Annotated in this window: 25 protein-coding genes and 1 tRNA gene; 7 read left to right on the top strand and 19 right to left on the bottom strand. The window is 38.8% G+C overall.

Going from position 1 to position 25,160, the window contains the following annotated elements; genetic code table 11:
- Window positions 1-1,011: tRNA uridine-5-carboxymethylaminomethyl(34) synthesis enzyme MnmG (locus NZ900_05165; protein ID MCS7233473.1), on the top strand; the 1,011-nt coding region annotated here is incomplete at its 5' end.
- Here NZ900_05165 and NZ900_05160 read toward each other — a convergent pair.
- The 4 genes from NZ900_05160 to NZ900_05145 all read right to left on the bottom strand — a co-directional run bounded on the left by NZ900_05160 (window position 978) and on the right by NZ900_05145 (window position 2,720).
- Window positions 978-1,943 (bottom strand): TIGR01212 family radical SAM protein, encoded by a 966-nt coding sequence (locus tag NZ900_05160; protein MCS7233472.1) that lies wholly within the window; start codon window positions 1,941-1,943, stop codon window positions 978-980. The genes NZ900_05165 and NZ900_05160 overlap by 34 nt on opposite strands.
- Window positions 1,927-2,334, bottom strand: coding sequence for a hypothetical protein (locus tag NZ900_05155; protein ID MCS7233471.1), 408 nt, complete (start codon window positions 2,332-2,334; stop codon window positions 1,927-1,929). Before NZ900_05155 ends, NZ900_05160 begins: the two co-directional genes overlap by 17 nt.
- Window positions 2,335-2,368: 34 nt before the next feature.
- A tRNA-Gly gene (locus NZ900_05150) sits at window positions 2,369-2,444 on the bottom strand.
- Between the two features lie 57 nt (window positions 2,445-2,501).
- A complete protein-coding gene (locus tag NZ900_05145; protein ID MCS7233470.1) occupies window positions 2,502-2,720 on the bottom strand; it encodes a hypothetical protein in 219 nt (72 codons plus the stop codon).
- A 149-nt stretch (window positions 2,721-2,869) separates the two neighbouring features.
- Between NZ900_05145 and NZ900_05140 the strand changes: the two genes are divergently transcribed.
- Window positions 2,870-3,526: a GntR family transcriptional regulator gene (locus tag NZ900_05140; protein MCS7233469.1), complete on the top strand. Its 657-nt coding sequence runs from the start codon at window positions 2,870-2,872 to the stop codon at window positions 3,524-3,526.
- 18 nt (window positions 3,527-3,544) lie between these two features.
- Window positions 3,545-4,459, top strand: a complete 915-nt coding sequence (locus NZ900_05135; GenBank protein ID MCS7233468.1) for an isocitrate lyase/PEP mutase family protein — start codon at window positions 3,545-3,547, stop codon at window positions 4,457-4,459.
- A 266-nt stretch (window positions 4,460-4,725) separates the two neighbouring features.
- Here the strand turns inward: NZ900_05135 and NZ900_05130 are convergent, their stop codons facing one another.
- The 4 genes from NZ900_05130 to NZ900_05115 are packed head-to-tail and all read right to left on the bottom strand — an operon-like array spanning window position 4,726 to window position 8,125.
- Window positions 4,726-5,598 (bottom strand): methylenetetrahydrofolate reductase, encoded by an 873-nt coding sequence (locus NZ900_05130; protein MCS7233467.1) that lies wholly within the window; start codon window positions 5,596-5,598, stop codon window positions 4,726-4,728.
- Window positions 5,585-6,256: a methylenetetrahydrofolate reductase C-terminal domain-containing protein gene (locus NZ900_05125; GenBank protein ID MCS7233466.1), complete on the bottom strand. Its 672-nt coding sequence runs from the start codon at window positions 6,254-6,256 to the stop codon at window positions 5,585-5,587. The genes NZ900_05130 and NZ900_05125 overlap by 14 nt, the downstream gene beginning before the upstream one ends.
- Before the next feature lie 16 nt (window positions 6,257-6,272).
- The gene (locus tag NZ900_05120) at window positions 6,273-7,361 is read right to left on the bottom strand and encodes a 6-phosphofructokinase (GenBank protein ID MCS7233465.1); all 1,089 of its coding nucleotides are present in this window, start codon (window positions 7,359-7,361) and stop codon (window positions 6,273-6,275) included.
- Between the two features lie 14 nt (window positions 7,362-7,375).
- Window positions 7,376-8,125 (bottom strand): epoxyqueuosine reductase, encoded by a 750-nt coding sequence (locus NZ900_05115; protein ID MCS7233464.1) that lies wholly within the window; start codon window positions 8,123-8,125, stop codon window positions 7,376-7,378.
- A 62-nt stretch (window positions 8,126-8,187) separates the two neighbouring features.
- Here NZ900_05115 and NZ900_05110 point away from each other — a divergent pair, with 62 nt between their 5' ends.
- The gene (locus tag NZ900_05110; GenBank protein MCS7233463.1) at window positions 8,188-8,661 is read left to right on the top strand and encodes an arginine decarboxylase, pyruvoyl-dependent; all 474 of its coding nucleotides are present in this window, start codon (window positions 8,188-8,190) and stop codon (window positions 8,659-8,661) included.
- A gap of 38 nt (window positions 8,662-8,699) precedes the next feature.
- A complete protein-coding gene (gene speB, locus NZ900_05105) occupies window positions 8,700-9,485 on the top strand; it encodes an agmatinase (protein ID MCS7233462.1) in 786 nt (261 codons plus the stop codon).
- Here the strand turns inward: speB and NZ900_05100 are convergent.
- Genes NZ900_05100 through NZ900_05085 form a run of 4 tightly spaced genes read right to left on the bottom strand, consistent with a single transcriptional unit; the run spans window position 9,460 to window position 13,787 of the window.
- Window positions 9,460-10,914 carry an amidohydrolase gene (locus NZ900_05100; protein ID MCS7233461.1) on the bottom strand — a complete coding sequence of 485 codons (1,455 nt, stop codon included), beginning with the start codon at window positions 10,912-10,914 and terminating at the stop codon, window positions 9,460-9,462. The two genes, speB and NZ900_05100, sit on opposite strands and share 26 nt — an antisense overlap.
- Before the next feature lie 3 nt (window positions 10,915-10,917).
- The gene (gene speE, locus NZ900_05095) at window positions 10,918-11,727 is read right to left on the bottom strand and encodes a polyamine aminopropyltransferase (protein ID MCS7233460.1); all 810 of its coding nucleotides are present in this window, start codon (window positions 11,725-11,727) and stop codon (window positions 10,918-10,920) included.
- Between the two features lie 17 nt (window positions 11,728-11,744).
- Window positions 11,745-12,800 carry a DUF763 domain-containing protein gene (locus NZ900_05090; GenBank protein MCS7233459.1) on the bottom strand — a complete coding sequence of 352 codons (1,056 nt, stop codon included), beginning with the start codon at window positions 12,798-12,800 and terminating at the stop codon, window positions 11,745-11,747.
- A gap of 12 nt (window positions 12,801-12,812) precedes the next feature.
- The gene (locus NZ900_05085) at window positions 12,813-13,787 is read right to left on the bottom strand and encodes an ATP-binding cassette domain-containing protein (GenBank protein MCS7233458.1); all 975 of its coding nucleotides are present in this window, start codon (window positions 13,785-13,787) and stop codon (window positions 12,813-12,815) included.
- A gap of 95 nt (window positions 13,788-13,882) precedes the next feature.
- Here NZ900_05085 and NZ900_05080 point away from each other — a divergent pair, with 95 nt between their 5' ends.
- Entirely contained in the window at window positions 13,883-14,362 is a 480-nt protein-coding gene (locus NZ900_05080; protein ID MCS7233457.1) for a GNAT family N-acetyltransferase, read from the top strand.
- Window positions 14,349-15,395: a M20/M25/M40 family metallo-hydrolase gene (locus tag NZ900_05075; protein ID MCS7233456.1), complete on the top strand. Its 1,047-nt coding sequence runs from the start codon at window positions 14,349-14,351 to the stop codon at window positions 15,393-15,395. The genes NZ900_05080 and NZ900_05075 overlap by 14 nt, the downstream gene beginning before the upstream one ends.
- Here NZ900_05075 and mutM read toward each other — a convergent pair.
- From mutM to dnaX, 7 genes are read right to left on the bottom strand one after another with little or no spacing between them, the layout of a single operon-like run.
- Entirely contained in the window at window positions 15,386-16,192 is an 807-nt protein-coding gene (gene mutM, locus NZ900_05070) for a DNA-formamidopyrimidine glycosylase (GenBank protein MCS7233455.1), read from the bottom strand. The genes NZ900_05075 and mutM overlap by 10 nt on opposite strands.
- 16 nt (window positions 16,193-16,208) lie before the next feature.
- Window positions 16,209-17,963 (bottom strand): pyruvate kinase, encoded by a 1,755-nt coding sequence (pyk, locus tag NZ900_05065; GenBank protein ID MCS7233454.1) that lies wholly within the window; start codon window positions 17,961-17,963, stop codon window positions 16,209-16,211.
- 11 nt (window positions 17,964-17,974) lie between these two features.
- On the bottom strand, window positions 17,975-18,934 hold the full coding sequence (pfkA, locus tag NZ900_05060) for a 6-phosphofructokinase (protein MCS7233453.1): 960 nt from the start codon (window positions 18,932-18,934) through the stop codon (window positions 17,975-17,977).
- On the bottom strand, window positions 18,930-19,169 hold the full coding sequence (mtrB, locus tag NZ900_05055) for a trp RNA-binding attenuation protein MtrB (GenBank protein MCS7233452.1): 240 nt from the start codon (window positions 19,167-19,169) through the stop codon (window positions 18,930-18,932). Before mtrB ends, pfkA begins: the two co-directional genes overlap by 5 nt.
- A gap of 15 nt (window positions 19,170-19,184) precedes the next feature.
- Entirely contained in the window at window positions 19,185-22,550 is a 3,366-nt protein-coding gene (locus tag NZ900_05050) for a DNA polymerase III subunit alpha (GenBank protein ID MCS7233451.1), read from the bottom strand.
- Window positions 22,547-23,539 carry a polysaccharide biosynthesis protein gene (locus NZ900_05045; GenBank protein ID MCS7233450.1) on the bottom strand — a complete coding sequence of 331 codons (993 nt, stop codon included), beginning with the start codon at window positions 23,537-23,539 and terminating at the stop codon, window positions 22,547-22,549. The genes NZ900_05050 and NZ900_05045 overlap by 4 nt, the downstream gene beginning before the upstream one ends.
- Complete coding sequence (gene dnaX, locus NZ900_05040; protein MCS7233449.1) at window positions 23,526-25,115, bottom strand: DNA polymerase III subunit gamma/tau; 1,590 nt, start codon at window positions 25,113-25,115, stop codon at window positions 23,526-23,528. The genes NZ900_05045 and dnaX overlap by 14 nt, the downstream gene beginning before the upstream one ends.
- Window positions 25,116-25,160 lie beyond the last annotated feature (45 nt).

The raw sequence follows: 25,160 nt of genomic DNA, 5'->3' as shown, positions 1-25,160 counted from the left end.
TCCCATACTGTGTTTCTAGAACCAGAGGGCAGAAGAACATTAGAGTTTTATCTCCAGAACTTCTCTACAAGTCTCCCTACAGACGTACAGATAAAGATGGTAAGAACTTTACCTGGCCTTGAAAAAGCCGAGATAATGAGACCAGGATACGCAATAGAGTACGATTTTGTCTATCCTACACAACTCAAGCCATCACTTGAAACTAAGGATATAGAAGGATTATTTATGGCAGGTCAAATAAATGGAACATCAGGATATGAAGAAGCTGCAGCACAAGGACTTATAGCTGGTATAAATGCTGCTTTGAAGCTAAGAGGAGAAGAACCTCTCATACTAAGCAGAGCCGAAGCCTATATAGGTGTACTTATAGATGATCTCGTAACTAAAGGAACAGAGGAACCTTATAGAATCCTAACATCTAGAGCAGAATACAGGTTACTCTTAAGACAGGATAATGCAGATTTCCGCTTGATGCCCTATGGATATAACGTGGGCTTAATAAGAAAAGATGAATATGAGAGATTCCTTCTCAAGAAAAAGAGAGTCGAAGAAGAGATAGAAAGACTAAACCAAGTTAGGGTTCCTCCTACTGATAAGGTAAACGAACTTTTAAGATCACTCGGTAGCTCTCCGATAGATACCCCTGTAACATTAGCACAGCTTCTTAAAAGACCAGAAGTCACAATAGAAAGGCTTTTAGAAATAGACCCATCCAGCAATAATAATTTGAGTTATGAAGAAAGAAAACAAGTAGAAATAGAAATAAAATACGAAGGGTATATTAAGAGAGAGTTATCCCTGGTTGAGCAGTTCAAGAAGATGGAAAACAGAAAAATTCCAGCAGATCTGGATTATGATGCTATTCCTGGGCTCTCAAACGAGGGAAAGGAAAAACTGAAGAAAATAAAGCCTATCTCCATAGGACAGGCTTCTAGAATCTCTGGGGTAAGCCCAGCAGACATATCCTTACTAACAATTTACCTCTCTACAAGGGGACAAAGTTCCTCCTGAGATAATCCAAGCTTGAGCTTTTTTCCTTGCCAAGAACCCCTTTTGATAAGTTCTTCTTCAATTTTCTTTATTACTTCCGGCTTATTAAGAGTCCAATCAGGAACAAAAAGATCCTCTTTGGAAGTTTCACCTGTTAGCCTATGAATAATAACTTCAGGTGAGAGGTGTTCCAAAAAAGAAACACACATTTTCACATATTCATCAAGCTCAAGGGGTCTATACTTTCCCTCTCTAACCATTTCTTCAAGAGGAGTTCCTTTAACTACATAAAGGGGGTGAATCTTAACTCCATCTACTCTCAAAGCTGACAAAACACGCGCCATTTCCATAGCATCTTCCTCATCTTCTCCAGGCAATCCAAGTATAACATGAGCACAAATCTTTATCCCTTTACCTTTACATCTTAAAACCGCATCGATAAACTCTGCAAAAGTGTGACCTCTATTTACAAGCTTTAAAGTCTTATAGTTTATGCTTTGTAACCCAAATTCCAACCACAATTCATCCACATAAGCCTTAAGTGAGGAGTAAACTTGAGGAAAAGGGTCTGGAACACAATCAGGTCTCGTTCCCACAGACAAACCTATAACCTTAAAAAGCTTAGAAGCTTCATTCAAACACCCTCTAAAAAGCGTTATACTCTTCTCTATAGGAGCATAAGTATTTGTAAAAGCTTGAAAATAAAGCATAAAAAGATCAGTTTCATATCTTTTCCTTAAAAACTTATAAGCCCTTTCTATCTGTTCCCTAAGGCTCAGAATACCATACTCGCCCCTACCACTACCTTTCTCATCACAAAATACACATCCTCCTTTGCTTAAACGACCGTCTCTATTGGGGCAGAAAAAACCCGCATCTAATGTTATCTTCTGAACCCTTTTTCCATACCTCTCCTTAAAATACTGATTAAGGGAGTTATATCTCCTCTCCACGAACGGATTCCCAACTTTTAGACTCAAGAGCACACATTACAGAAAGTCTTATACCCAAAACTCTCTGAAAAACCTTTTCTATGAATCTTTTCACTTTAGGATCTTCAACATAATCTATGAAGCTAACATCAAGACCCCTTAAAAATACCCTTACAGAAGAGTCATCAAAAGAGACCCTTAGAACCTCAGCTCCTCTAAAGTATGCAAAAACTATCTTGTCTTCCTTCTTAAACTCATTAAGTATCTCCAGCCACTTTTTCTTTATCTCCTCGAGAAGCTCTTCCTCACTATACATTGCCCTTTCTTTTCTTTCTTCCTCTTTACGCCTGATATGACTCAAAATCTCCCCTTTCCAGGACTCTTCTGCTACTCTCTTTTCAAGCTCTTCCATTACACAAGCACCTCCTCTATAAAAAAATAAAAAGTGGAGCGGATAACGGGATTTGAACCCGCGACCCTCGGCTTGGGAAGCCGATGCTCTACCACCTGAGCTATATCCGCACCACCAGTTTTAATTATATCAGTCTTATGTTAAAAAATCAAGAAATATAGTTCTATTTAACCTTGAGCCTCAAAAACTTTTCCAGGAGAAACATAAGTTACTCTTTCCCCTTCCCTGTTATAAGTTTCCCCTTCCCGAGGACGCTCTATATCCCCCCTATACACCATCGCTCTATTTTCATTTCTACTACTTTCCCGAACTTGATCAGTTATCTGATTTTCACTCCTATAGGCCTGCTCAATCCTATTCCACGCATTAATTCCCTCCACACGCATATCCGATTCACCCCTCTTTCCTCTTTAATTATAGCACGGAGTTAGCAGAAAACAAAAACTCAACGATTTTTTCAAAGCTATATATTGACTTATTATAGCAAAATCGCTATCATAATTAAGGAAATTTGATACATCAGAGGTGATGCGAAGTGAGAAGAAAAAAGACTCTTGGAGAAAAAATTTACGAAAAATTAAAAGAAGAAATTATATCCCGTAAGAGAAAGGTTGGGGAAAAGCTTGTAGAAAGAGATCTAGCTCAAATATTCAAAGTAAGCATAACGCCTGTTAGAGATGCCTTAAAGAAACTTGAAGACGAAGGGCTAGTAACCAAAAGAGGTAAGCTTAGAACTGTAAGAGGAGTAAACACAAGAGAGCTTGAGGATTACTATGAAGTCCGAATACTTCTTGAACCTAAGGCTGCTGAAAAGGCTGCTTCAAGAATATCTGAAGAGGGTAAAAGGAAACTCGATGACATCATTCAAAGAATGGAAATAGCAGTAAAGCAAGAAGATTACAATGCTCTTGATCTACTGAACAGGGAACTAGACGAAACTATTTATGAAGCTTGCGGTAATCGTTACCTACAAAAGGTTTTACAGGAAGTTCTAGCCATAACATTACCCTATAGAGAGATAGCAAGCAGAATGCCTGAAAGAATACATACTATGTTAGAAGAGCATAAAGAAATATGCGAAACTATTAAATCTGGAGAGGCCAAAAAAGCAGCAGAACTAACTGAAAAACACATAAAGGGAGCAGCAGAAAGAGTTTTAAGAGTTTTAAAGGAACTTGAAGAAATAATTTAATGAAAAAGGGGGGAGACCTTGAAAGAAAAAAGCGCAGGTAAAAAAGCAAGAGAGCTTTTAGAAAGGAACGGTATCATTGTAGCACCTGGTACTTATGATGCACTTACAGCCAAATTAGCTGAAAGCGTAGGGTTCGAAATGATCTTTCACTCAGGGTATGGAACAGCTGCTTCACTTTTAGGACAACCTGATGTAGGCTTAGTATGCTTTAGCGAGATGTGCGAGCGAGTAAAATATATGGCAAGAGCTATAAACATACCCCTGCTCTGTGATGCTGATACTGGTTATGGTAATGCCATAAACGTTTATAGAACTGTTAAGGAGTATATTTGGGCGGGAGCAGGTGGACTTTTCATCGAAGATCAACTATGGCCAAAAAGGTGTGGACATCTTGAAGGAAAACAATTAATATCTCTTGAAGAAATGGTGGGGAAAGTAAAAGCAGCAGTAGACGCCAAAAAAGAAGAAGACCCTAACTTCCTTATAGGAGCAAGAACTGACGCTATAGCTGTCTATGGCTTTGAAGAAGCGATAAAAAGAGGAAAATACTATAGAGAGGCAGGTGCTGACTTTATATTTATTGAATCACCAACATCTCTGGAACAGCTTGAAAAGATACCGAAGTTATTACCGGATACACCTCTTATGCTAAATCTTATAGAAAAGGGTAAAACTCCATTCATAACTGTCAAAGAAGCAGAAGAACTTGGTTATAAAATAGTGGTTCATTCTGTATTCGTGCTGTATACTGTGGCAAAAGCAGTTAAAGACGCTTTAACTTACCTGAAGGACCATGGAATAACTCCTCCTTATGAAAATATGATGCCATTCCCGGAATTTGCCGAGTTCATAGGATATCCTAAAATAAAAGAGATGGAAAGAAAATATTTACCTAAAGACATCTTGGAAGAAAAATATAAGGGACGGCTTTAAAAGTCCGTCCCTATTTTAAAGATGGTAAGAGCAGATTTAAGGGTATTACCTTGTACCAGGAATAAGGAAGAAGTTATAAAATTAGTAGACAAAGCTATAAGTGTAATTGAAAGATCCGGGCTTCCCTATGAAGTTACCCCAACTTGTACTTTAATAAGGGGAGAACTCTCCCAAATCTTATCCCTCGCTAAAGCAATACACGAAGAGCTAATAAAGGAAGAAATTACCTTTTTGGCATGGGAATTAAGAATCTTAGAATTTAAAGACTAAAGCATATCTAGAAGTATAGGAACGGTTTTCTCCGCACCTATAGCCATTATATGAACTCCATGAGCCAACCCATGCTCTTTAACCTTTCTTATAAGCTCAGCAGCTATCTTCAAGCCCTCAATTTTAGGATCAGAAGCGTTTTCCATGCGCCGTAAAACTTCTTCTGATATTTTAACCCCTGGAATCATCTTGCTAACAAACTGTGCTGATTTTAAGCTTCGCAACGGAATTATACCCAGCAAAACTTTTATATTGAAGTTTGACACCTCTTTCATAAATCTTTCGGCCACATTTATATCATAAACTGCCTGAGTTTGAAAAAAACGCGCCCCTGCTTCTATTTTTTTCTCCATTTTTATTAATTCAACCTCTATAGGAAAAAAATTAGGATTAGCTGTTGCTCCAAGATAAAAATTAGGAGGTTCGCCCTTAAGAAGGTTTCCAGCAAGATCTCTTCCTTTCATCAACGAAGATGCGGCCAAAAGTATTCCCACTGAATCAAGGTCGTAAACAGGTTTAGCGCCAGGATTGTCCCCCAAAGTAGGATAGTCACCAGTAATAGCGAGAATATTCCTTATACCCAAGGCATAAGCTCCTAAAAGTTCTGATTGAATAGCTATTCTGTTTCTATCTCTCCCTGTCATCTGCATCACGGGTTCTTCACCCTCGCTCAATATAACAAGACAGCCAGCCAGCGAAGAAAGCTTCATAGAAGCCCCTTGCCCATCAGTCACATTAAAGGCATCTATCTTCCCCTTTAATAACTTAACTATCTCTCTAAACTCACTAACATCAGAACCCTTGGGAGGACCAATTTCAGCAGTGATAGTAAATTTTCCACTATCAAGTTTCTCCTTAAGTTTGCTCATTCAGAACACCTCTTCTTACATAATGTTGTCCCGGTCTTATCTTAATAGAATAGTCGAGAGGAAGATTAATCTTTTTAAGATCACTAAGCCTACCCATTCTTTTTAACCTCTCATATATCTCCATCCAGACGCACTTCAAATCTTGATTAACCTCGCATAAGCCATCTTTAGCTCCTCCACATGGACCATTAAGCATTCCCTTCGGACATCTTGAAAGAGGACATATGGCCAAACCATTAGTCAGAAGACATTTTCCACATTGCAAACATCTTTCCTCGAACACTCCGAATCTCTTAACCTCTCCAAGAAATAGGGTATCATTAGCCGGAAAGATAGGTTTATCCTCTACTATCTCTCCCAAAGTTTGAAGTCCGTTCCCACAAGCCATACACAAAAGGGCTTCGCTTTCTGAAATACCAGATACATACTTTTTCAAATCCAATTTGCTTTTCTGTAAATTACAAACAGGATCAAGAACAACAGTCCCAACAACTCTTTTGCCTGAAAATTCAAGTTTTTCTTTCATCTCCCTAACTTCTTCCTCTCCACCAGTTTTACTTGCTGTGGCACACAGGGTACAACCAACAATAAAAATCTTTTCATAGCTATCAAGCTCATTTAGTATCTCTTCAATAGGTTTTTTCTTCGTTATTATCAATTCTTAAACCTCCTTCCTAATCACCAAAGGATATGCCAAGGGCTCGAGCAACTTTAACCAACTCACAATCAGGTGAAACCAACTTTAAACGCTCAACAGCCTTCTCTATGGGAACAGAGGATATTTCTCCTCCCCTTAAACAAACCATCTCTCCAAAACGCCCTTCTAACGCAAGTTCAACTGCTTTAACACCAAAACGCGTTGCAAGAAGCCTATCCATAGGCGTAGGAGAACCCCCTCTTTGAAGATGACCTAAAACAGTAACTCTTGTTTCAAGCTCGATCATCTTCTCTATTTTATCAGCTATGTATTTTCCTATACCTCCTAAACGAATAGGATCCGGGCTTCCTTCAACCACTTTTTGTACAATCATATCTTTACCAATTTCCCTTGCACCTTCAGCAACCATAATTAGGCTAAATCTCTTACCCTCTTTCTCCCTTTGTCTTATCTTTTCACAAACCTTTTCTAAGTCAAAGGGTATTTCCGGTATCAAAATTATATCAGCTCCACCAGCTATACCCGCCATAAGAGCTATCCAACCTGCGTATCTTCCCATAACCTCAAGAATCATAACTCTGTGATGAGATTCTGCAGTCGTGTGAAGTTTATCAAGAGCTTCCGTAGCTGTCAATACAGCGGTATCAAAACCAAAAGTTAGATCTGTAGCCTCAAGATCATTATCTATAGTCTTAGGTATACCTATAACCGGCATTCCCTTCTTTTTCCAAAACTCAAGGGCTATTTTAAGACTACCATCTCCCCCAACAACAATAAGAGCATCAAGCTTGTATCTTCTAAAATTTTCCATAGCTATATCAGACATATCTTTATATATAAGTCTCCCATCTTCATAAACCGGGAAATGAAACGGATTATCTCTATTAGTCGTTCCAAGAATAGTTCCACCGCGAGGAAGTAGCCCTGAAACATCGCTGGGAGTTAAAGGCCTCATTTCTCTCTTTACCAATCCTCTAAAACCATTCTCAATACCCCAAACCTCCAAACCATGTCTTCCAACGGCACTCTTAACTACCGCTCTTATAACAGCATTTAGACCAGCACAATCTCCACCACCTGTAAGTATACCAATCCTGCTAATCATAATTTTCACCTCCTTTATCCTTGAGGAATCCCAAGAGCACACGGATGAGTTATACACTTACCACAAATATCAACTTTGCCTAAGTCACTAAAGTAAAAACCAACCTCAAGGCACTGTTTATGGCACAAGAATCTATCAAAACCGTCAACCTTGAGAGCCCCAACAGGACATCTTTTAACACATAGAGTACAACTCTTATTCCTCTTAAATAAACAAGATTCCCTTAAAGGTCTATCATCAGGATCAAGAAGGGCATCAGTTACAAACGAACCTAATCTGCCACCACAACCCTTTTCTGTTATAAGCATGTTATTGAGGCCAAATGTCCCCATACCTGCTATAAATCCCGCGTGCCTGTGAGACCAGTAACTAACAAGCTTTTCCTTATCAAAATTATGAGTAGGCTTAATAGATACTCCTTTATAACCATGTTCTTCCATGAGTTTTATCATCTCTAAAGAAATATCATAAAGAAAAGCGTTCGTCTCTAGATACGCTACAGCCCACTCCCTAGAAGAGTAATATCCCTTTTGATTGCTCTCTATAACCTCCTCCGAAAACGGAAGAAAGAATACAACCACGCTTTTTGCTTCCTCAAGAAGTTCCCAAGGCATAAAATGAAAAGGACATAACTCTTTCAGCCTTTTCCATAAGGGATCAAAAACAGAAGCAACTTTCAATATAGGCTCTCTATAACTTGTTTTGCCTCCCCAGTCTTTAACCCTATCATTCAACAAATTTTTCAGTTTCTCTTTTAAACCCAAGGTTTATCCCTCCTTTAAAGAGGATTATACCACGTTAGCTATGGTAAAATTACTCCTCGGAGGTGGTGAAGTTGCTAATTGTTCCAAAGAAAGCAACCCTTGTAATCGGAAAAGGTGAAGGAAAAACTCACCTAACTGCCTTTGATAAGGCCCTTTTATCAGCAGGAATAGGAAACTATAATTTACTTAAAGTCAGCAGTATACTACCCCCCCATGTTGAGATAACGGAAAGCTTCTCTGTACCGCTAGGAGCTCTTCTACCAGTAGCATACGGAAGTCTAGTAAGCGAAGAACCTGGCCAAAGAATCGCCGCATCTATAGGAATAGGTATTCCAGTAAACCCAGAAGATGTAGGATTAATAATGGAATTCACTGGTTTCTGCTCCGCGAAGGAAGCAATGGAGATAGTTGAAAATATGGTAAGAGAATCCTTCGAGATAAGAGGACAAACTTTGAAAGAAATAAGAAGTAAAGCTATTGAACATACCGTTGAAAAAATAGGCTGTGTGATAGCAGCTACAGTGCTATGGGGTTGAAATTCATAGGGGCCTCTCACAGCCTGAGGGGCTCCAAGGTGGTCTTGTGGGGAGTTCCATTAGACGAAACTACAAGCTTTAGAAAAGGGACGTGCTTAGGGCCTGAAAGAATAAGAATGGTATCTTATGGAATTGAAACTTACTCTCCAAACTTTGACAGAGATTTAACAGAAGTCAAATTTTTTGACGCTGGAAACATTCTCTTACCGAGAGGAAACCTCAAAAAGAGCTTAAACAACATAGAGAAATTTGCCTATGGATTCTTAAAACAGGGCTATAAGCTAATAACTTTAGGAGGAGAACATCTTTTATCATTACCGCTTATAAAATCAGCTTTTCTTAACTTCCCAAATCTTAAAGTAATCCACCTTGATGCTCATGCTGACTTAAGAGAAAGATACTTTGGTAATGGGCTATCCCATGCCAGTGTTATGAAAAGGGTTTGCGATTTTCTAAGTCCTTCCAACTTATATCAGTTCGGAATAAGATCGGGGTCAAAAGATGAATTCGAGTTTGCTAAGAAAAATACACAAATCTTTCCCTTTTCTTTGGAGGGCATAGAAAATTTAAAAACAAAGCTTTCCTCAGAACCGATCTATTTATCCATAGATATAGATGTAATAGATCCTGCTTTTGCTCCAGGAACTGGAACTCCTGAACCTAATGGAGTAACCCCAAGGGAGCTTTTCGATTTTCTGTATAAGCTTCAAGGATTAAATATCATTGCTGTAGACATAGTTGAGATATCCCCTCCCAACGATTTTTCAGACATTACTTCTCTTCTAGGAGCAAAACTAGTTAGGGAAATACTCTTTCTCCTTTAACATATGTAGCCTTAATTTCACTAAGGTTTGGGGAGACTACCACAAAATTAGCCCAGAATCCCTCTTTTATGTCTCCCCACTCCCTCTCCATAAATACAGCATAAGCCCCATTATATGTGTACATCTTAACAGCTTCATCCAGGGTTAACCTTTCGTCCTCATTAGGAAGGTTCATAGCAGACCTTATTCCAAGTAAAGGATCCATAGGTGTAACATCACTATCAGATCCGCCAGCTAAGATAAGCCCCATCTTTACCATAGTTTTCAAGGGATTTGTTCTTTTCCATCTCTTCCCAAGTCTAGAAGCATACATGCCATAAGGTCCCCCCCAAAGAGTTTCAAAAGTAGGTTGAACACTTACAACTAGACCAATTTCAAGAGCTCTTTCAATTCCATCCTCAGGAGGAAGCTCAAAATGTTCAATTCTATGCCTATGATCATCCTGGGGAAGCTCTTTCAAAACCCACTCGTAACACTTTAAAGCAAGATCTATAGCTCTATCACCAATAGCATGAACAGCTATTTGGAGACCAGCTCTATGAGCTTTAAAGAAGAAATCATAAAGTGATCTCTCAGTAAAGTAAAGCCTACCACAAGTAGAAGGTTCATCCTCATAAGGTTCAAACAAAGCTGCTGTTCTCGATCCAAAAGAGCCATCTATAGTTACACAACCTCCAATTCTTCTAAAGCCCATACTTAAGACCTCATCAACATCAGTAAATTGGGGAAATATGACTACTTTTATCGGAAGAGAGTTTCTCATTTCCATAAGTTTAATTAGAGCTCTGTTGCTAAACCACTCCCCACCCTCAAGAGCATTCACTAAGGTAATTCCCTTAGAAAGGGCAAGCTTTACCGCTCGCCCTATTCCTTCCTCTATAATTTCTTCCGGCATTCTCTCCCAAAACCTGGCTCTAGCAAGTTCATTAACCTCTGCTTTAAGCCAGCCCGATTTAATCTCATCAAGATCAAGAGAAAGATTTAAAAGTTCTACAGCTTTTTGATTAACGAGGCAAGAATGATGATCTATTCTTAAAAGCATCACAGGGTTATGCGGCAAAACTTTGTCAAGCTCCTCTTTAGTAGGTATGGCCTTATCCCTAAACTTACTTTCATCCCAACCTATTCCCCAAATCCACTCTCCTTTACCTTTATTTAAAGCTTCTTCCTTGAGGATCTCTAATAATTCTTCCTTGCTCTGTATATTTCTTAAATCTAAAGCCATAGAATCTACACCCGTTGCAGTAAAATGAGCGTGAGAATCTATAAACCCGGGAAATATATAATCATCTCCATAATCATAAACCTCATCAAACGTTACCTCTCCAACTTCCCTATTCCTACCAACCCACCTTATTTTCTCCGAATCCACAATAAAAGCCTCACAATATCCCCTTGTAGTCCAAACCCTTCCCTTAAAAAGCTTCAATAATTACACCTCCTCGGAAAGCTGAAAGTTCAAAACCGCCTTATGAAGCTCAGGAGAGTATATCTTCGTTTTCACACTGGAATTTCTTCTAAAGCTCTCAGGAGCCACCGTCTTAGATCCCATAGAAAAGGTCCACAAACCACCAGGATAAGTTGGAACTACAGTCCAATAAAGGGTTTTATACTTGAAGATCTCAGAAAGATACCCCTGAACCTTCTTTATTATCTTACGCATTATAAACGGATTTTCGGTTTGAGAACAGCAAATGCCATTATCACTAAGTATATTGAAAACTGACAAGAAGAAATCTTTGCTAAACAACTGTTCAGCAAAATCGTAAGGATCGGTTGAATCCACCAAAACCACATCGAACTTTTCCTTGGTTTCCTTAACATACTTAACCCCATCTTCAAAGAGAAGCTCAAGACGAGAATCTGTCAAAGCACAGGAAATGTTAGGAAAGAATTTTCTACAAACCTCAACAACTCTTTTATCTATTTCAACCATAACTACTCTTTCAACTTCAGGATGCTTCAATACCTCCCTAACGGTTCCCCCATCTCCTCCCCCTATAACCAAAACCCTTTTAGGAGAAGGATGAGTAAACATAGGAACATGAACAAGCATTTCATGATAAAAAGCCTCATCCTCTTCGGTAACTTGAATAGCACCATTCAATATCAAAGCCTTACCATAATTTTCAGTCAATACAACGGCAATTTCTTGATACTCGCTTTCTTCAAGATGCAAAATCTCCTTGACTTTAACAGAGCAAATCTGCCCCTCTATCTTGTCGTGTAACCACAACTCCATATCACTATCACCCCTCACTAAAAAATTAAGCTTAATTTTCTAAATAATTTTTCCTTTTCAACCAAACTCAGCTCTGCTCTCCTAACAATCTTTTCAAGCATATCTATTGTCTTGCTATAAGTTTCCCTGTCGACAGGAAAGGGATAGCCATCTTTTCCTCCATGAGCATAGGCATATCTCACTGGATCTCTATAACTTGGCGATTTACCTGTCAAAAGCTCCGCAGTTAAGGAAAGAGCTCTTAAGGTCTTAGCCCCTAACCCTTTTACTAAGAGAAGCTCTTTAAAGTCACCTGGCTCAAGCCACTTAAGCTCCTCAAGCTTTTTTAAGAACCTTTTAGGATCCATATCGCAAAAAGATAAAATAGGATTATCCCTACTTAAAAAAAGCCTTTTAATTTCTCTTAGACCAGCGTCCTTCACCACCTCCAACGTTGCCTCTCTGTTACCAGCACTCTCTGAAGCTACAAGATTTAAAACCTTATCATGTTTGATTGGAGAAGCTATACCTGAGTGAGGTTCATTCACAAAATCTTTAAGATCCAAAGAAAGCCAGTGATACCTACGGGCATACATGAGATCTAAGTTCATACCTTGCTGGATAACAGTCCAATTACCCTTAGAATTGAAAAATATCATATGTTGATAAAGAGAATATCCATCTTGCAAAGCGACATTATCCACTTTTGCAGACAACCTACTCGCTAAAACTATTGAATCTCCATCTACCCCTACTAAACTTGCCCAACAAACTATCTCCTCAGGGGTTTTCAAAGCTCTTTGCCCTTTTCCTCCGGCAGCAAAAAAGCCTAATGCCTTCTCCTTACCTTGCAATCCCTCCTTTATAGCCGCACATGTCGTTGTAGTCAAACCGCTGGAATGCCAATCAAAACCTAAAAGACAACCAAAGGATTGAAACCAAAAGGGATCAGAAAGCCTTCTTAATAGCTCCTCTGTCCCATAAAGCTCTATAATAGCCTCTACCAAAAGAGAGGCAAGCCTTTTCATCTTTTCTAAAAGCCAAGAAGGAGCCACACCATCATGAAGAGGAAGAAAAGCTTCCCCTGTCTTCAAAGCTACACCTCCCTAAACTCTATGACAAGCAACCCTACGTCCCCCTAAATCCCTAAGTTCCGGTTCAACTTCAACACAAATTTCAGCAGCAATAGCACAGCGTGGATGAAACCTACAACCTGGAGGAGGATTAATGGGGTTAGAAGGATCACCTTTAAGGATTACTCTTTTCCCTCGCATCCTCGGGTTTGGTACAGGAATAGAGGCTAAAAGAGCTTTAGTATAGGGATGCAAAGGATTCTTAAATAACTCATCTCTTGGAGCCTCCTCAAGAAGCTTACCGAGATACATCACCCCTATCCTATCGCTTATGTATTTTACCACAGAAAGATCGTGAGAGATAAAAAGGTAAGATAATCCTAACTCCTCTTGTAAGTCTTTTAGAAGATTTAAAACCTGAGCACGTACCGAAACATCAAGAGCTGATAATGGCTCATCACAAAGAATAAAAGACGGTCTCAAGGCTAAAGCTCGTGCTATCGCTATTCTTTGTCTCTGCCCCCCAGAGAACTCATGAGGGTATCTATCCAAGCACTCCTTCCCTAAACCAACTTTTTCTAATATTTCGGCAACAATATCATAAGCTTCCTTCTTGCTTTTTGCAATACCATGAATCAACAACCCCTCAGCAATGATATCCTTTACTTTAAACCTTGGGTTAAGCGAACTATAAGGATCTTGAAATATTACCTGTACAACCCTCCTCAGGTCCCTTTTTTCCGAATCGCTCAAATGAGAAAGAGACCTTTTCCCAGAACCATTGTAAATGAAAACCTCGCCCCCATCAAAAGGGAATAACCCTATTGAAACCAAACCCAAGGTAGTTTTCCCACAACCAGATTCACCGACAAGTCCAAAGACTTCCCCTTTCTTAACAGCAAAGCTAACACCATCAACAGCTTTCACCCAACCTATAATTCTCCTAAAAATTCCCTTTTGAACTGGAAAGTATTTCTTTACATTGACCAATTCTATGATGTAATTCACATAACCTACCTCCAAAAGTGGTAAAATATCTTATGGTTTCTTAGCTATAACTAATAATACCATTTTCTCCTCAAGAATAAAAGGAGGCGTAAACTATGGAAATAAGGACACTGAAAGAAGAAGAATTTAATAGTCTTCTTCCGAAGTTATGTTCTATCTATATAGAAGCTTACAGAGAACTGCCAGAATACGGATACCAAAACAAGAGCGAAGCAAAAAGATATCTTAAATGGCTATATAGGGGAGACCCTGAAGGGTTTCTAGTAGCTTTCGAAGAATCTGAACCAATGGGTTTTATTTCTTGCCATAATAACTGGTGGGATTCCAAACTAGAAAAAATCGTTGGGGAAATCCATGAATTTGCCGTCATACCGTCACATCAAGGAAAGGGTATTGGTAATAAACTCTTCGAAGAAAGTATCAAATATCTAAAAAGCAAAGGAAGAGACATCATAGGATTATGGGTAGGAGAAGACAACGAAAAAGCGCGCAAATTCTATGAAAAAAGAGATTTTAAATACACAGGAAACTGGGGTAAGTGGAGAAGGATGATAAAGAAATATGAGGATAAGTGAAATAATCAATAAGTTGATATCCATTGATAGCGTATCAGGAAATGAAAGAGAAATTCAGGAATGGATAAAGAACTATTTGGAGGAGAGAGGCTTCAAAGTTAAACTTGAGGAAGTACTTCCCCAAAGACCAAACCTTTACGCTCAAAGAGGAGAGTCTAGAATACTCTTTGTAAGCCATGCTGATACAGTTCCAGCGTGGGAGCACCCGAATGCCTTTGCTCCCCTAGAAAAGGGTGATCTAGTCTATGGAAGAGGAGCTGTAGATACAAAAGGACAAATAGCTTCTCTACTTAAAGCAGTAGACGAATGTGACTATCCTTGCGAGATAGCCATATTTGTTGATGAAGAAAAAGAAGGTAATGGATCAAAAGCCTTCAACCCACCTAAAAAATATGACTGTGCAATAGTACTTGAACCAACGGAACTAAAAGTAGCTATGGGAGAAATGGGTGGTATAAGTCTTGAAATAGAGGTAAAAGGAAGGTTCGCTCACGGGTCAACTCCTTGCGCAGGCAGAAACGCTATTGAAGAAGCCTTCGAACTTTTTAAAAGAATAAAAGATATTGCACTCTCTCAAAAAGATGAACATGGCTTTTTGAAACCATGGATAAATCTTGGGAAAATAGAAGGTGGCCGAGATAGTTACGTAGTACCAGACTATTGCAAGCTTACTCTTGAAATAAGCATACTCCCCGGAAATAAAGCTACCGATATCTTTGAAAAAATGCAACCGCTTCTTGAAGGTAAGAATTACAATCTGAAAGACCTGGATGAGCCGATTAAAATAGATGAAGAAAGCTACTCTTTTAGAGTTGTAAGCCTAGCATATAAAAAGCTTGGGATAAAGCTAGAAAAGACTTTTTTCCCTTCATGGAGTGATGCTCACAACCTAAGCGCAAAAGGAATACCCTGCATTCTTTTAGGCGCAGGCAAATTGGAACTTGCTCACACCCCTTATGAATTTGTAAATTTAAAAGAGCTTGAAAATCTAAAAGAAATAATTAAAGCTATACTCTATGTAGCTTATACTTGACATTTGGGACAGAAGTACGTTCCTCTTCCCGATACTTCTATTCTTTTTATTTCTACTTTACACCTTGGGCATGGCATTCCTTCTTTACCGTGAACCTTTAAAAGCTTCTCAAAATCTCCTATCTCCTTATCATTAGAAAACAGAGAAGTGTATTCTCCAACACCACGATGCTCTAAAGCTTCCCTCAAAACCTCTTTTATAGAAATATAAAGCTTTTCAGCTTCAGATGAAGACACAGTTTTAGCTTTTCTTTCAGGATGAACTCCTGCTCTGAACAATATCTCATCAGCGTATATGTTTCCTATACCAGCAACAAAAGACTGATCCATAAGAAGAGCCTTTACAGCTTTAGAGCTTTTAGCCAACCCCTCCTTTAAGAAATTAAGAGTAAATTGGTCACTTAAGGGTTCAGGTCCCATATTAGCTATGGCCTTAATTTCCCTTAAATCTCTTACAACATCCAAAGTTGCCATTTTTCTCGGATCACCAAAGAACAAACTTTTCCCCGTATCAAATTTCAGCTCTATCCATGGGGCATTAAGCTCACCGCTATCTAAACCATAAACGAGCTTACCTTTAAGCCTCAGATGAAATACCAGCTTATCTCCTGAAGAAAGCCCAATATAAAGATGTTTCCCTCTTCTTCCAACATCCACTATAGTTTTTCCTAAAACAAGTTCCGGTTTAATTCCTTTAATTTTAGCAGAATTATACACATTAATACCGATGATCTTGCTCCCAACTAATAGATCCCTAAGCTTTCTACTTAAAACCTCAACTTCAGGAAGCTCTGGCAACCTAAAATGCCTCCCTTTATATAAGCTTTACTTCACCTTCATAAACTACTCCTCTCTCTGCATCTAATGAGATTATCATTCCATCTCTTATAGCTCCTAAAGCACCATCTGCACCAACTATAACAGGAATTCCGTATTGGAGACCAACAATAGCAGCATGAGAAGATAGTCCCCCTTCTTCAGCAACAATGCCTACTACTTTATCCATCACAGGAACGTAATCTTTATCGGTTTCTTTAACCACAAGAATAGAGTTTTTTCCTACTTTGGAAAGAGCATCTTCAGAGCTAGGAGCAAGCACCGCTTTACCAACAACCTTACCTTTACCTATACCGATCCCTTTAACAAGGATTTTAGCTATAACATGAACCTTAATCAGGTTGGTTGTCCCTGGAACGCCAACCGGAACCCCAGCTGTCAGAACTACCACATCACCCTCTCTAACATATCCAGCTTCCAGAGCTCTATTAATACTTGCCTCAAGAAGCTTATCCGTACTTCTTATATCACTTATCATTAGGGGATAAACTCCCCAAGTTAATACCAACTCCCTCAGAGTTCTAAGAGAAGGTGTTGTAGCTATTATAGGACAGATGGGTCTATATTTTGCCACCATCCTAGCCGTAGAACCAGATTGTGTAGCAGTTATTATAGCTGAGGCTCCAAGATCTCTAGCTATAGTACAAGAAGCATGGCTTACAGCATCAGGCACGGAAAGAGTTATGTAAACCATAGGATTACCACCATCTTTAAGAATCTCTTCCTCTGCCTTCTCTATTATCCTTCTCATTACCCTGACAGACTCAATAGGATACCTACCCTTCGCGGTTTCACCAGAAAGCATAACTGCATCAGCACCGTCAAATATAGCATTAGCCACATCGTTTGCCTCTGCTCTCGTAGGTCTTGGATTATATATCATATTTTCAAGCATCTGCGTTGCAACTATAACAGGCTTACCAACCTTCTTACAACTATTTATAAACCTCTTTTGAAGTAAAGGAACCTCTTCAGTGGGTAACTCAACCCCGAGGTCTCCCCTTGCCACCATAATCCCATCAGACACGTTAAGAATTTCGTCAAAGTTTTGAACAGCTTGACGGGTTTCTATCTTAGCTATTATCTTCGTACTTCCTCCCGCCTCCTCTATTACTTTTCTTACCTCAAGTATATCACTTGCTTTCCTAACAAAAGATATAGCGAACCAATCTACACCGTTCTCAACACCCCATCTTATGTCACTTATATCCTTATCTGACAAGGCTGGTAAAGAAATGTCAACCCCTGGGATATTAACCCCCTTTTTCTCGCCTAACTCCCCTCCTACAATAACCCTACAGTGAATATCACAATCCCTTATTTCAACAACTTCAAGATCTATCTTCCCATCATCTATCAATATGTGATCCCCAGATTTCACATCCTTATAAAGATCTGGAAAGGATATCGATACTCTTTTTTCATCGCCTTCCAATTCTTCTGGAGTTAATACAAGCATGCTTCCCTCTCTCAAGAAGGTAACCTTATCTTTCAGCTTCCCTGTTCTTATTTCCGGACCTTTAGTATCGAGCATTACTGCCAATGGAACTTTTAGCTTTTCTTCTACTTCCCTAACTAGCCTAAGAGACTCTCCATGAGTTTCATAAGTACCATGAGAAAAGTTAAGCCTAGCTACATTCATTCCCTCTTTCACCATCTCTGTAAGAACGTTCTCACTACTTGATGCAGGGCCAAGCGTGGCTATTATTTTAGTTCGCCTAAGACTGACCATGCCCCCACCCCCTAGATGCTTAGCATATCAGCCAATCTATAAAGCTCTATATCGATTCCCTTTACGTTTTCCCAAGAATAAGAAAGATCATAGACGGAAATGTTACCTTTTTCCCATCCAACCATTTTACCTTCGATTCCATTAAGGAGAAGTTCAACCGATTTAGCCCCTAAACGACTTGCAAGAATCCTATCAAAAGCTGTAGGAGAGCCTCCTCTCTGAAGATGACCTAAAACTACAATTCTCACTTCATAACCAGTTTTATCTAATATCTGATCTCTTATCTGAGCTGCAGAAGCCACTCCCTCTGCTACAACTATAATACTGTGCGTTTTTCCTCTTTGATGTCCCCTCCTTAGCTTCATACATATATTCTCCATATCATAAGGCATCTCAGGAATTAATATAGATTCTGCACCGCTAGCAACTCCAGCCATTAAGGCTATATAACCCGATTTTCTACCCATAACCTCAACTATAAACATGCGCTCGTGGGAAGAAGCGGTATCTCTTAATCTGTTTATAGCTTCAACAGCGATATTAACAGCGGTATCAAAACCTATAGTATAATCAGTCCCAGCTATATCGTTATCTATAGTTCCAGGAATCCCAATAGTTGGAATACCTCTTTTATAAAGTTCCCAGGCTCCCTTAAATGACCCCTCCCCACCTATTACAACAAGAGCATCTATTCCTGCCTCTTCAAGCCTATTTAATGCTTCCCTTAAACCCTCTTCTGTTTTAAATCTCTCAGATCGAGCAGTCTGAAGTATGGTACCTCCTCTTTGAAGGATACCACCAACGCTACCAAGCCCGAGCTCAACGAAATCTCCATCCATAAGCCCAACAAATCCTCTTTTTACACCGACAACTTCAAGTCCATTAAATATAGCAGCTCTAACCACAGCCCTTATAGCAGCATTCATCCCAGGAGCATCTCCACCACTTGTTAAGACACCTATCCTCTTAATCTTCTTCAACACCAGCTATCACCGTTCCATGTTTACATATTACCTTAGCTTTCCCCCTTATCTTTATAGCAGAAGTATGCATGGTAAACTGGGCAAGAAGCACTTCTCCCTTATCAAGCTTTTCCGTGTGATGAAATCTCGTCTCTTCACCTCTCGTAAGACCTATAACTGATACACCATTCTCCAATGCCTTAACCACTATAAAATCTGCTAAAACAACGCTTTCTTCCTTCAACTTTATCCACCTCCTCTAAAACTTTACCAGTACTTCCCCTTTACTAAACACCCTTTGAATTTCCTCCTTCAATTCTTCTGAAGGAGAAACTCTATATCTTGAGCTTAAATCAAGTACAACCCTACCTGATGTATCCTTTATCTCCATAAAAGTCCTGCTTCTTCCCTTATACCTCCTTAAGATTTCTTCAAGCTCAAAAAGCTTCTCTTTATCTATTAATGCCACATCGACAGATATCCAAAAACATGGATCAAAGTGTTTTGGAGCTTCTTCAATTGGAACAATCTTTGAAGCTATAACCCTAACTCTGTCACCACCTCTATCTACATCTCCTTCAACAAGTATAACCTTTCCTTTATTAAAAAGCTTTTCTTCCACCCCTTCAGGACGAGAAAATACAACCACCTCTACCAAACCATCAAAATCCTCAAGAGTTAAGATTAATGCTCCCTTCCTTTTAGCAACCTTACTTATCATCCCCCCAACAACGACTTTTTTGCTCCCCTTTATAGAAGCTAATCTTTTGCTTGTTATTGTAACATATTTAAAAAACTCCCTTGCCCACAAATCAAGGGGATGACAAGTTATATAAAATCCCGTAACCTCTTCTTCCCATAGGAGAATCTCCTCTATGCTTGGATCTGGAACTCCATTAAGGTCGAATTCAAAAATAGACTTTTGAAACAAATTTTCTTCCTCTGCCATAGATAAAGCCTTTGGAAGCATTTTAAGCTTTTGAACCCTTGAACCTGGCATAGAATCAAAAGCTCCAGCTTTTATCAAACTTTCAATAACCCTGCTATTTACCACTTTTAAATTAACCCTCTTACAAAAGTCCTGAAGACTAAGAAACCTCCCTCCTGACTCTCTAGCTCTTATTATTTCAGATATGGCGCTTTCACCGACGTTTTTAACTGCAGCGAGACCAAACCTTATACCTTCCTCCGTAACCCTAAAATCTACATCGCTTTCATTTACATCAGGCGGAAGAATCTTAATTCCCTTTTTCCTCGTTTCCCTTATATAAAAGGCCATCTCATCTACTCTACTCATCTTACTTGAAAGAAGAGCTGCCATAAACTCAACCGGATAATGAGCTTTAAGGTAGGCTGTTTGATAAGATAAAAGAGCATATGCAGCACTATGAGACTTATTAAAACCGTAACCTGCAAAGTACTCCATTAGGTCAAATATTTTTTCCGCATCATCTTTATTTATACCTCGATCAACAGCCCTTTGCACAAAATCATTCCTCATTTGAACCATTATCTCTGGTTCCTTTTTACCCATAGCACGTCTAAGAAGATCAGCTTCTCCTAAAGAAAAACCAGCTAAAACCGACGCTATCTGCATAACTTGTTCCTGATAAAGAATAACACCATATGTTTCCTTAAGAATACCTTCAAGTTTAGGATGTGGATAATTAACAGGAGAAATTCCATGTTTTCTTTGAACATAATCATCCACCATTCCGCTTCCTAAAGGACCAGGTCTATATAGAGCTAAAACCGCTATCAAGTCTTCAAAACAATTAGGTTTAAGCCTTTGAAGTAACCTTCTCATCCCATCGCTTTCAAGTTGAAATACGCCAGTAGTATCTCCGTTTTGAAGAAGCTCATAGGTTTTCTCATCATCAAGGGGTATTTTATCTATATCTATTGTTATTCCCTTGCTTTTCCTCACGCTCTCTATAACATCACTTACCATAGTTAAGGTTCGTAAACCTAGAAAATCAACCTTAAGAAGTCCAAGCTTTTCAAGAGGCTTCATTGAATATTGAGTTACTATAGAATTATCAGACATTCTTTGAAGAGGTGTAAACTCAGTTAATGGGGCAGGAGCAATTATAACTCCAGCTGCATGTTGAGAGGCATGCCTTGGAAGTCCTTCTATCTTTTTAGCAACATCTATTAATCTTGCCACCTGAGGGTCCTCTTTAATTAACTTTACCAGCTCAGGGCTCTCAGATAAGGCCTCCTCTATACTAACCTTGGGACCCAAAGGGACAAGTTTAGCTATCCTATCAACATCCTTATAAGGCATACCCAAAACCCTTCCTACATCCCTTATTGCTCCTCTTGCAGCCATAGTTCCAAAAGTTATTATATTAGCAACCTTATCCTCACCATATTTACGTCTGACATAATTTATAATATCATCTCTTCTTCTGTCACAGAAGTCTACGTCTATATCAGGAGGAGAAACCCTTTCAGGGTTTAAAAATCTTTCAAACAAAAGCCCATACTGAAGGGGATTAAGATTTGTAATACCAAGGAGATAAGCAACTAAACTTCCTGCTGCTGATCCTCTTCCAGGACCAACAGGTATTCCTACATTTTTAGCATATTTGATGAAATCAGAAACAATGAGAAAGTACCCAGAATAACCAGTTTCCTTAATAACCTTAAGTTCGTAATTCATTCTATCTATAACCTCTGAAGGAGGCGCTTCTCCAAACTTTTCTCTCAAACCATCCCAACATAAATGGACTAAATACTCATGAAGATCGTATCCTTCCGGAACATCATAACGAGGAAGTTGCAACTTCCCAAACTCCAGACGAAGCTCGCACATATCTGCTATCCTCACACTATTAATTATACTCTCTGGAATCTCCTTGAAAGCCATTTCCATTTCACTACAGCTTTTAAAATAGAACTCATCCGTTGGAAACTTCAATCTATCCTCATCAGTCAGGTTTGAATTAGTCTGAACACACAGAAGAATGTCATGCCAAAAAGCATCCTCTTTATTAAGGTAATGAACATCATTTGTAGCAACAAGAGGTATTCCAGTTCTCTTGCTTAAAGCAATTAATCCCTTATTAGCAACATCCTGCTGAGGCATTCCATTCTTTTGTATTTCTAGATAGAAATTTTCTCTCCCAAAAATTTCCCTATATTCTAAAGCAGCCCTCTCGGCTTCTTCGTACTTACCTGTAAGTATCATCGAAGGTATCTCCCCAGCTATACAACCGCTCAAAGCTACTATACCTTTACTGTACCTGGCCAAAAGCTCCTTATCTACACGAGGCTTATAATAAAAACCCTCTATGTGAGATATAGTAACAATCTTCATCAAATTCTTGTAGCCCTCTTCACTTTTTGCTAAAAGAATTAAATGATACAACTCGCTGTTTTTGTTTCCTTTCTTAGTATACCCTTCAGGCGTAACGTAAACTTCACATCCTATGATTGGCTTAACTCCCTCTGAAACGCAAGCTTCGTAAAACTCTATAGCCCCATAAAGAACACCGTGATCAGTTATGGCAACAGCAGGCATGCCTTCCTCCTTCGCCTTTTTAGCGAGATCCTTTATTCTACAAGCTCCGTCAAGCAAGCTATATTCACTATGAACGTGAAGATGAACAAACTCCCTCATTCTTCTTCCAGTCCCCTCCACCAACTCTCAAGAATATCTCTTATTTCATTTTTACTTAAAAATCTTTCTTCAGTAAAAACGGCTGGCTTGCCTTGCTTATCTGATATAATATAAAAATCATCGAAGTCCTTTAACCTTTGTATCTCTTCCTCAGAAAAGAGTCGCTCGTCGATCTTCTCACCAGCCTGCACTCCTATAAACTCTATCTTAATATCTCTAGGAGAGAAACCAAATTTAGGAGCGAAAACCTCTATCACTACTTCAGCAAGATCATACATCCACACCTTAGGCATTTTGAGAATAAACACTTCCTCCCCTTTTGTCAGAAAAGCTGCTTTAAGAACAAGATTAACAGCTTCAGAAACGGTCATCATATAGCGTCTCATAGCTGGATGAGTTAAAGTTAGAGGTCCGCCTCTTTTTATTTGTGATATAAATTTAGGAATAACCGAACCACGAGAACCCAAAACGTTACCAAATCTAACAACGGAAAAGAGAGACTTTCTCCTCCCCTTGTAATGATTCGCAGATAAAGTAAGCTTCTCTGCAAGAAGCTTAGATGCTCCAAGAGTATTAGTAGGGTTAACCGCTTTATCAGAGCTTATAGTTATAAAAACCGATACCTCTTTCTCTAAGGACACTTCTAGCAAATTTTGCGTACCTATAACATTCGTTTTAACACTCTCAAAAGGATTATACTCACAAAAAGTAACATGCTTTAACGCAGCTGCATGAAATACTATATCCACATCTTCAATCGCCCATCTTAATCTTTCTTTATCCCTTATATCACCTAATAGATATCTAACCCTTTTATCATCTCCTATTTTCTCTCTTAACTGAAACAGCTTATGCTCATCCCTTGAAAAAATCCTTATAACCTGAGGATTAAGTTTTAGAAGCTGAAAAACTATCTCCTTACCTATAGAACCAGTTCCTCCACTAACAAGGATCCTTTTCCCTTCAAAGAAACTCTCAAGATCTTTCATCTTCCTCACCAGATTCCCTTTCTACTTCTACTACGTCCCCTCCAAAAAGCTTAAGGATAGTTTGAAATGTCGGATGCTCCAAAACACTTCTAGGCTTCTCTTCTCTTATAGATTCTAAGACTTTCTCTTGAACTTCTCCCTCAGCGTTAGAGATTACGATTTCTAATTCAATCTCTTCTCCAAAAACTTCCTTAAGAGCTTCCTTAAGAAAAACGATATTTTCTGCCCTTTTAAGCTGTTCATAGTGAAACCTAAGATCAGCAGGATATTCCACTCTAAGCTTTCCATTACTAAGAGAATTATTAGCATCCATTAAAAATGCGTAAAGAGAAATCTTCTTCTCCTTAAGTTTCTTTAAAAACTCTTCCCACTTTTTATTATCTTCACCTATCGCCTGACTCTTAACTTCCGCTTCAACAGGTCTCTTAAGCTCTTCTTTTTTAACCTCATCCTTAAAAGAAGAGCTTTCCATAACTACTTTTGACCCAGAAGCAATTTTCCTTCTCAAATCCCAAAGAAACATCTCGAACTCCCTAAATGGAGAACTACCCATACGAATCCTATCTCCCCTTTTCTCTATTACATTTAAAATACTCCATAAAACTTCCTCATCCCAATATCTACTTTCTAAAAAATAAAACTCCCTCTCATCTGAAGAAATATCAAATACTACATCTGCTTGCGGAAATATTTTAAATAACCATACTTTTCTAAAAATCTCACTAAAATCCTCAAATAAATAGGGGATCATAACTCCTCTATCCTTTAGAGAACGAACCCATTCAAAGATTTCCATCCATCTGCCTTCCCTAAATAAGGGGATCTTTTCCCTGACCTCAGATCTTGAGAGAATTCCGAAGTTTTTTTCTAGAGAATTAAAGGTTATCTCCTCCCCAAGTGTTAAAAGCTGCTCTAGAAACGATATAGAATCTCTCATAGAACCATCTGCTCGTCTAGATATTTCAAGTAACACTTCAAAAGGAACTTTTATCCCCTCGCTATCTAATATCTCTTTAAGTCGTCCAACCATACACTTAGGATCAAGAGACTTAAAAGCTAAAAAGATACAACGTGACCTAATAGTAAGCGGAAGCTTATGAGGTTCTGTAGTAGCAAGAATAAAAATCACACGAGAAGGAGGTTCTTCAAGAGTCTTAAGAAGAGCATTAAAAGCCTCTACTGTAAGCATATGAACCTCATCTATTATATATACTTTATATCTTCCTTCTATGGGCGCTAAACTTATCCTTTCTTTTAAAGCTCTGACTTCCTCCACGCCTCTATTGGAAGCCCCATCGATCTCAAGAACATCGAAAGAACTTCCTTCTGTTATCTTCTTACAAGAGAAACATAAATTACAAGGTTCTATTCCAGGACCATTTTCACAATTTAAGGCCTTAGCAAAAATCCTTGCAACTGAGGTTTTGCCAACACCACGTGGTCCGGCAAAAAGATAAGCATGAGCTATACGATTTGTCTTTATGGCATTTTGTAAAATCTTCACAACCACCTCTTGCCCTACTACTTCTGAAAACTTTTGAGGTCTCCACTTCCTATAAAGTGCAAGATAAGCCATATCCTTTTCCCTCCCTAACCATTATACTACACTGTAATTGGATTT

The sequence above is a fragment of the Synergistota bacterium genome (assembly GCA_025060595.1).
Classification (GTDB): Bacteria; Synergistota; GBS-1; order GBS-1; family GBS-1; genus 42-11.
This window is presented reverse-complemented; position numbering and strand designations above follow the sequence as displayed.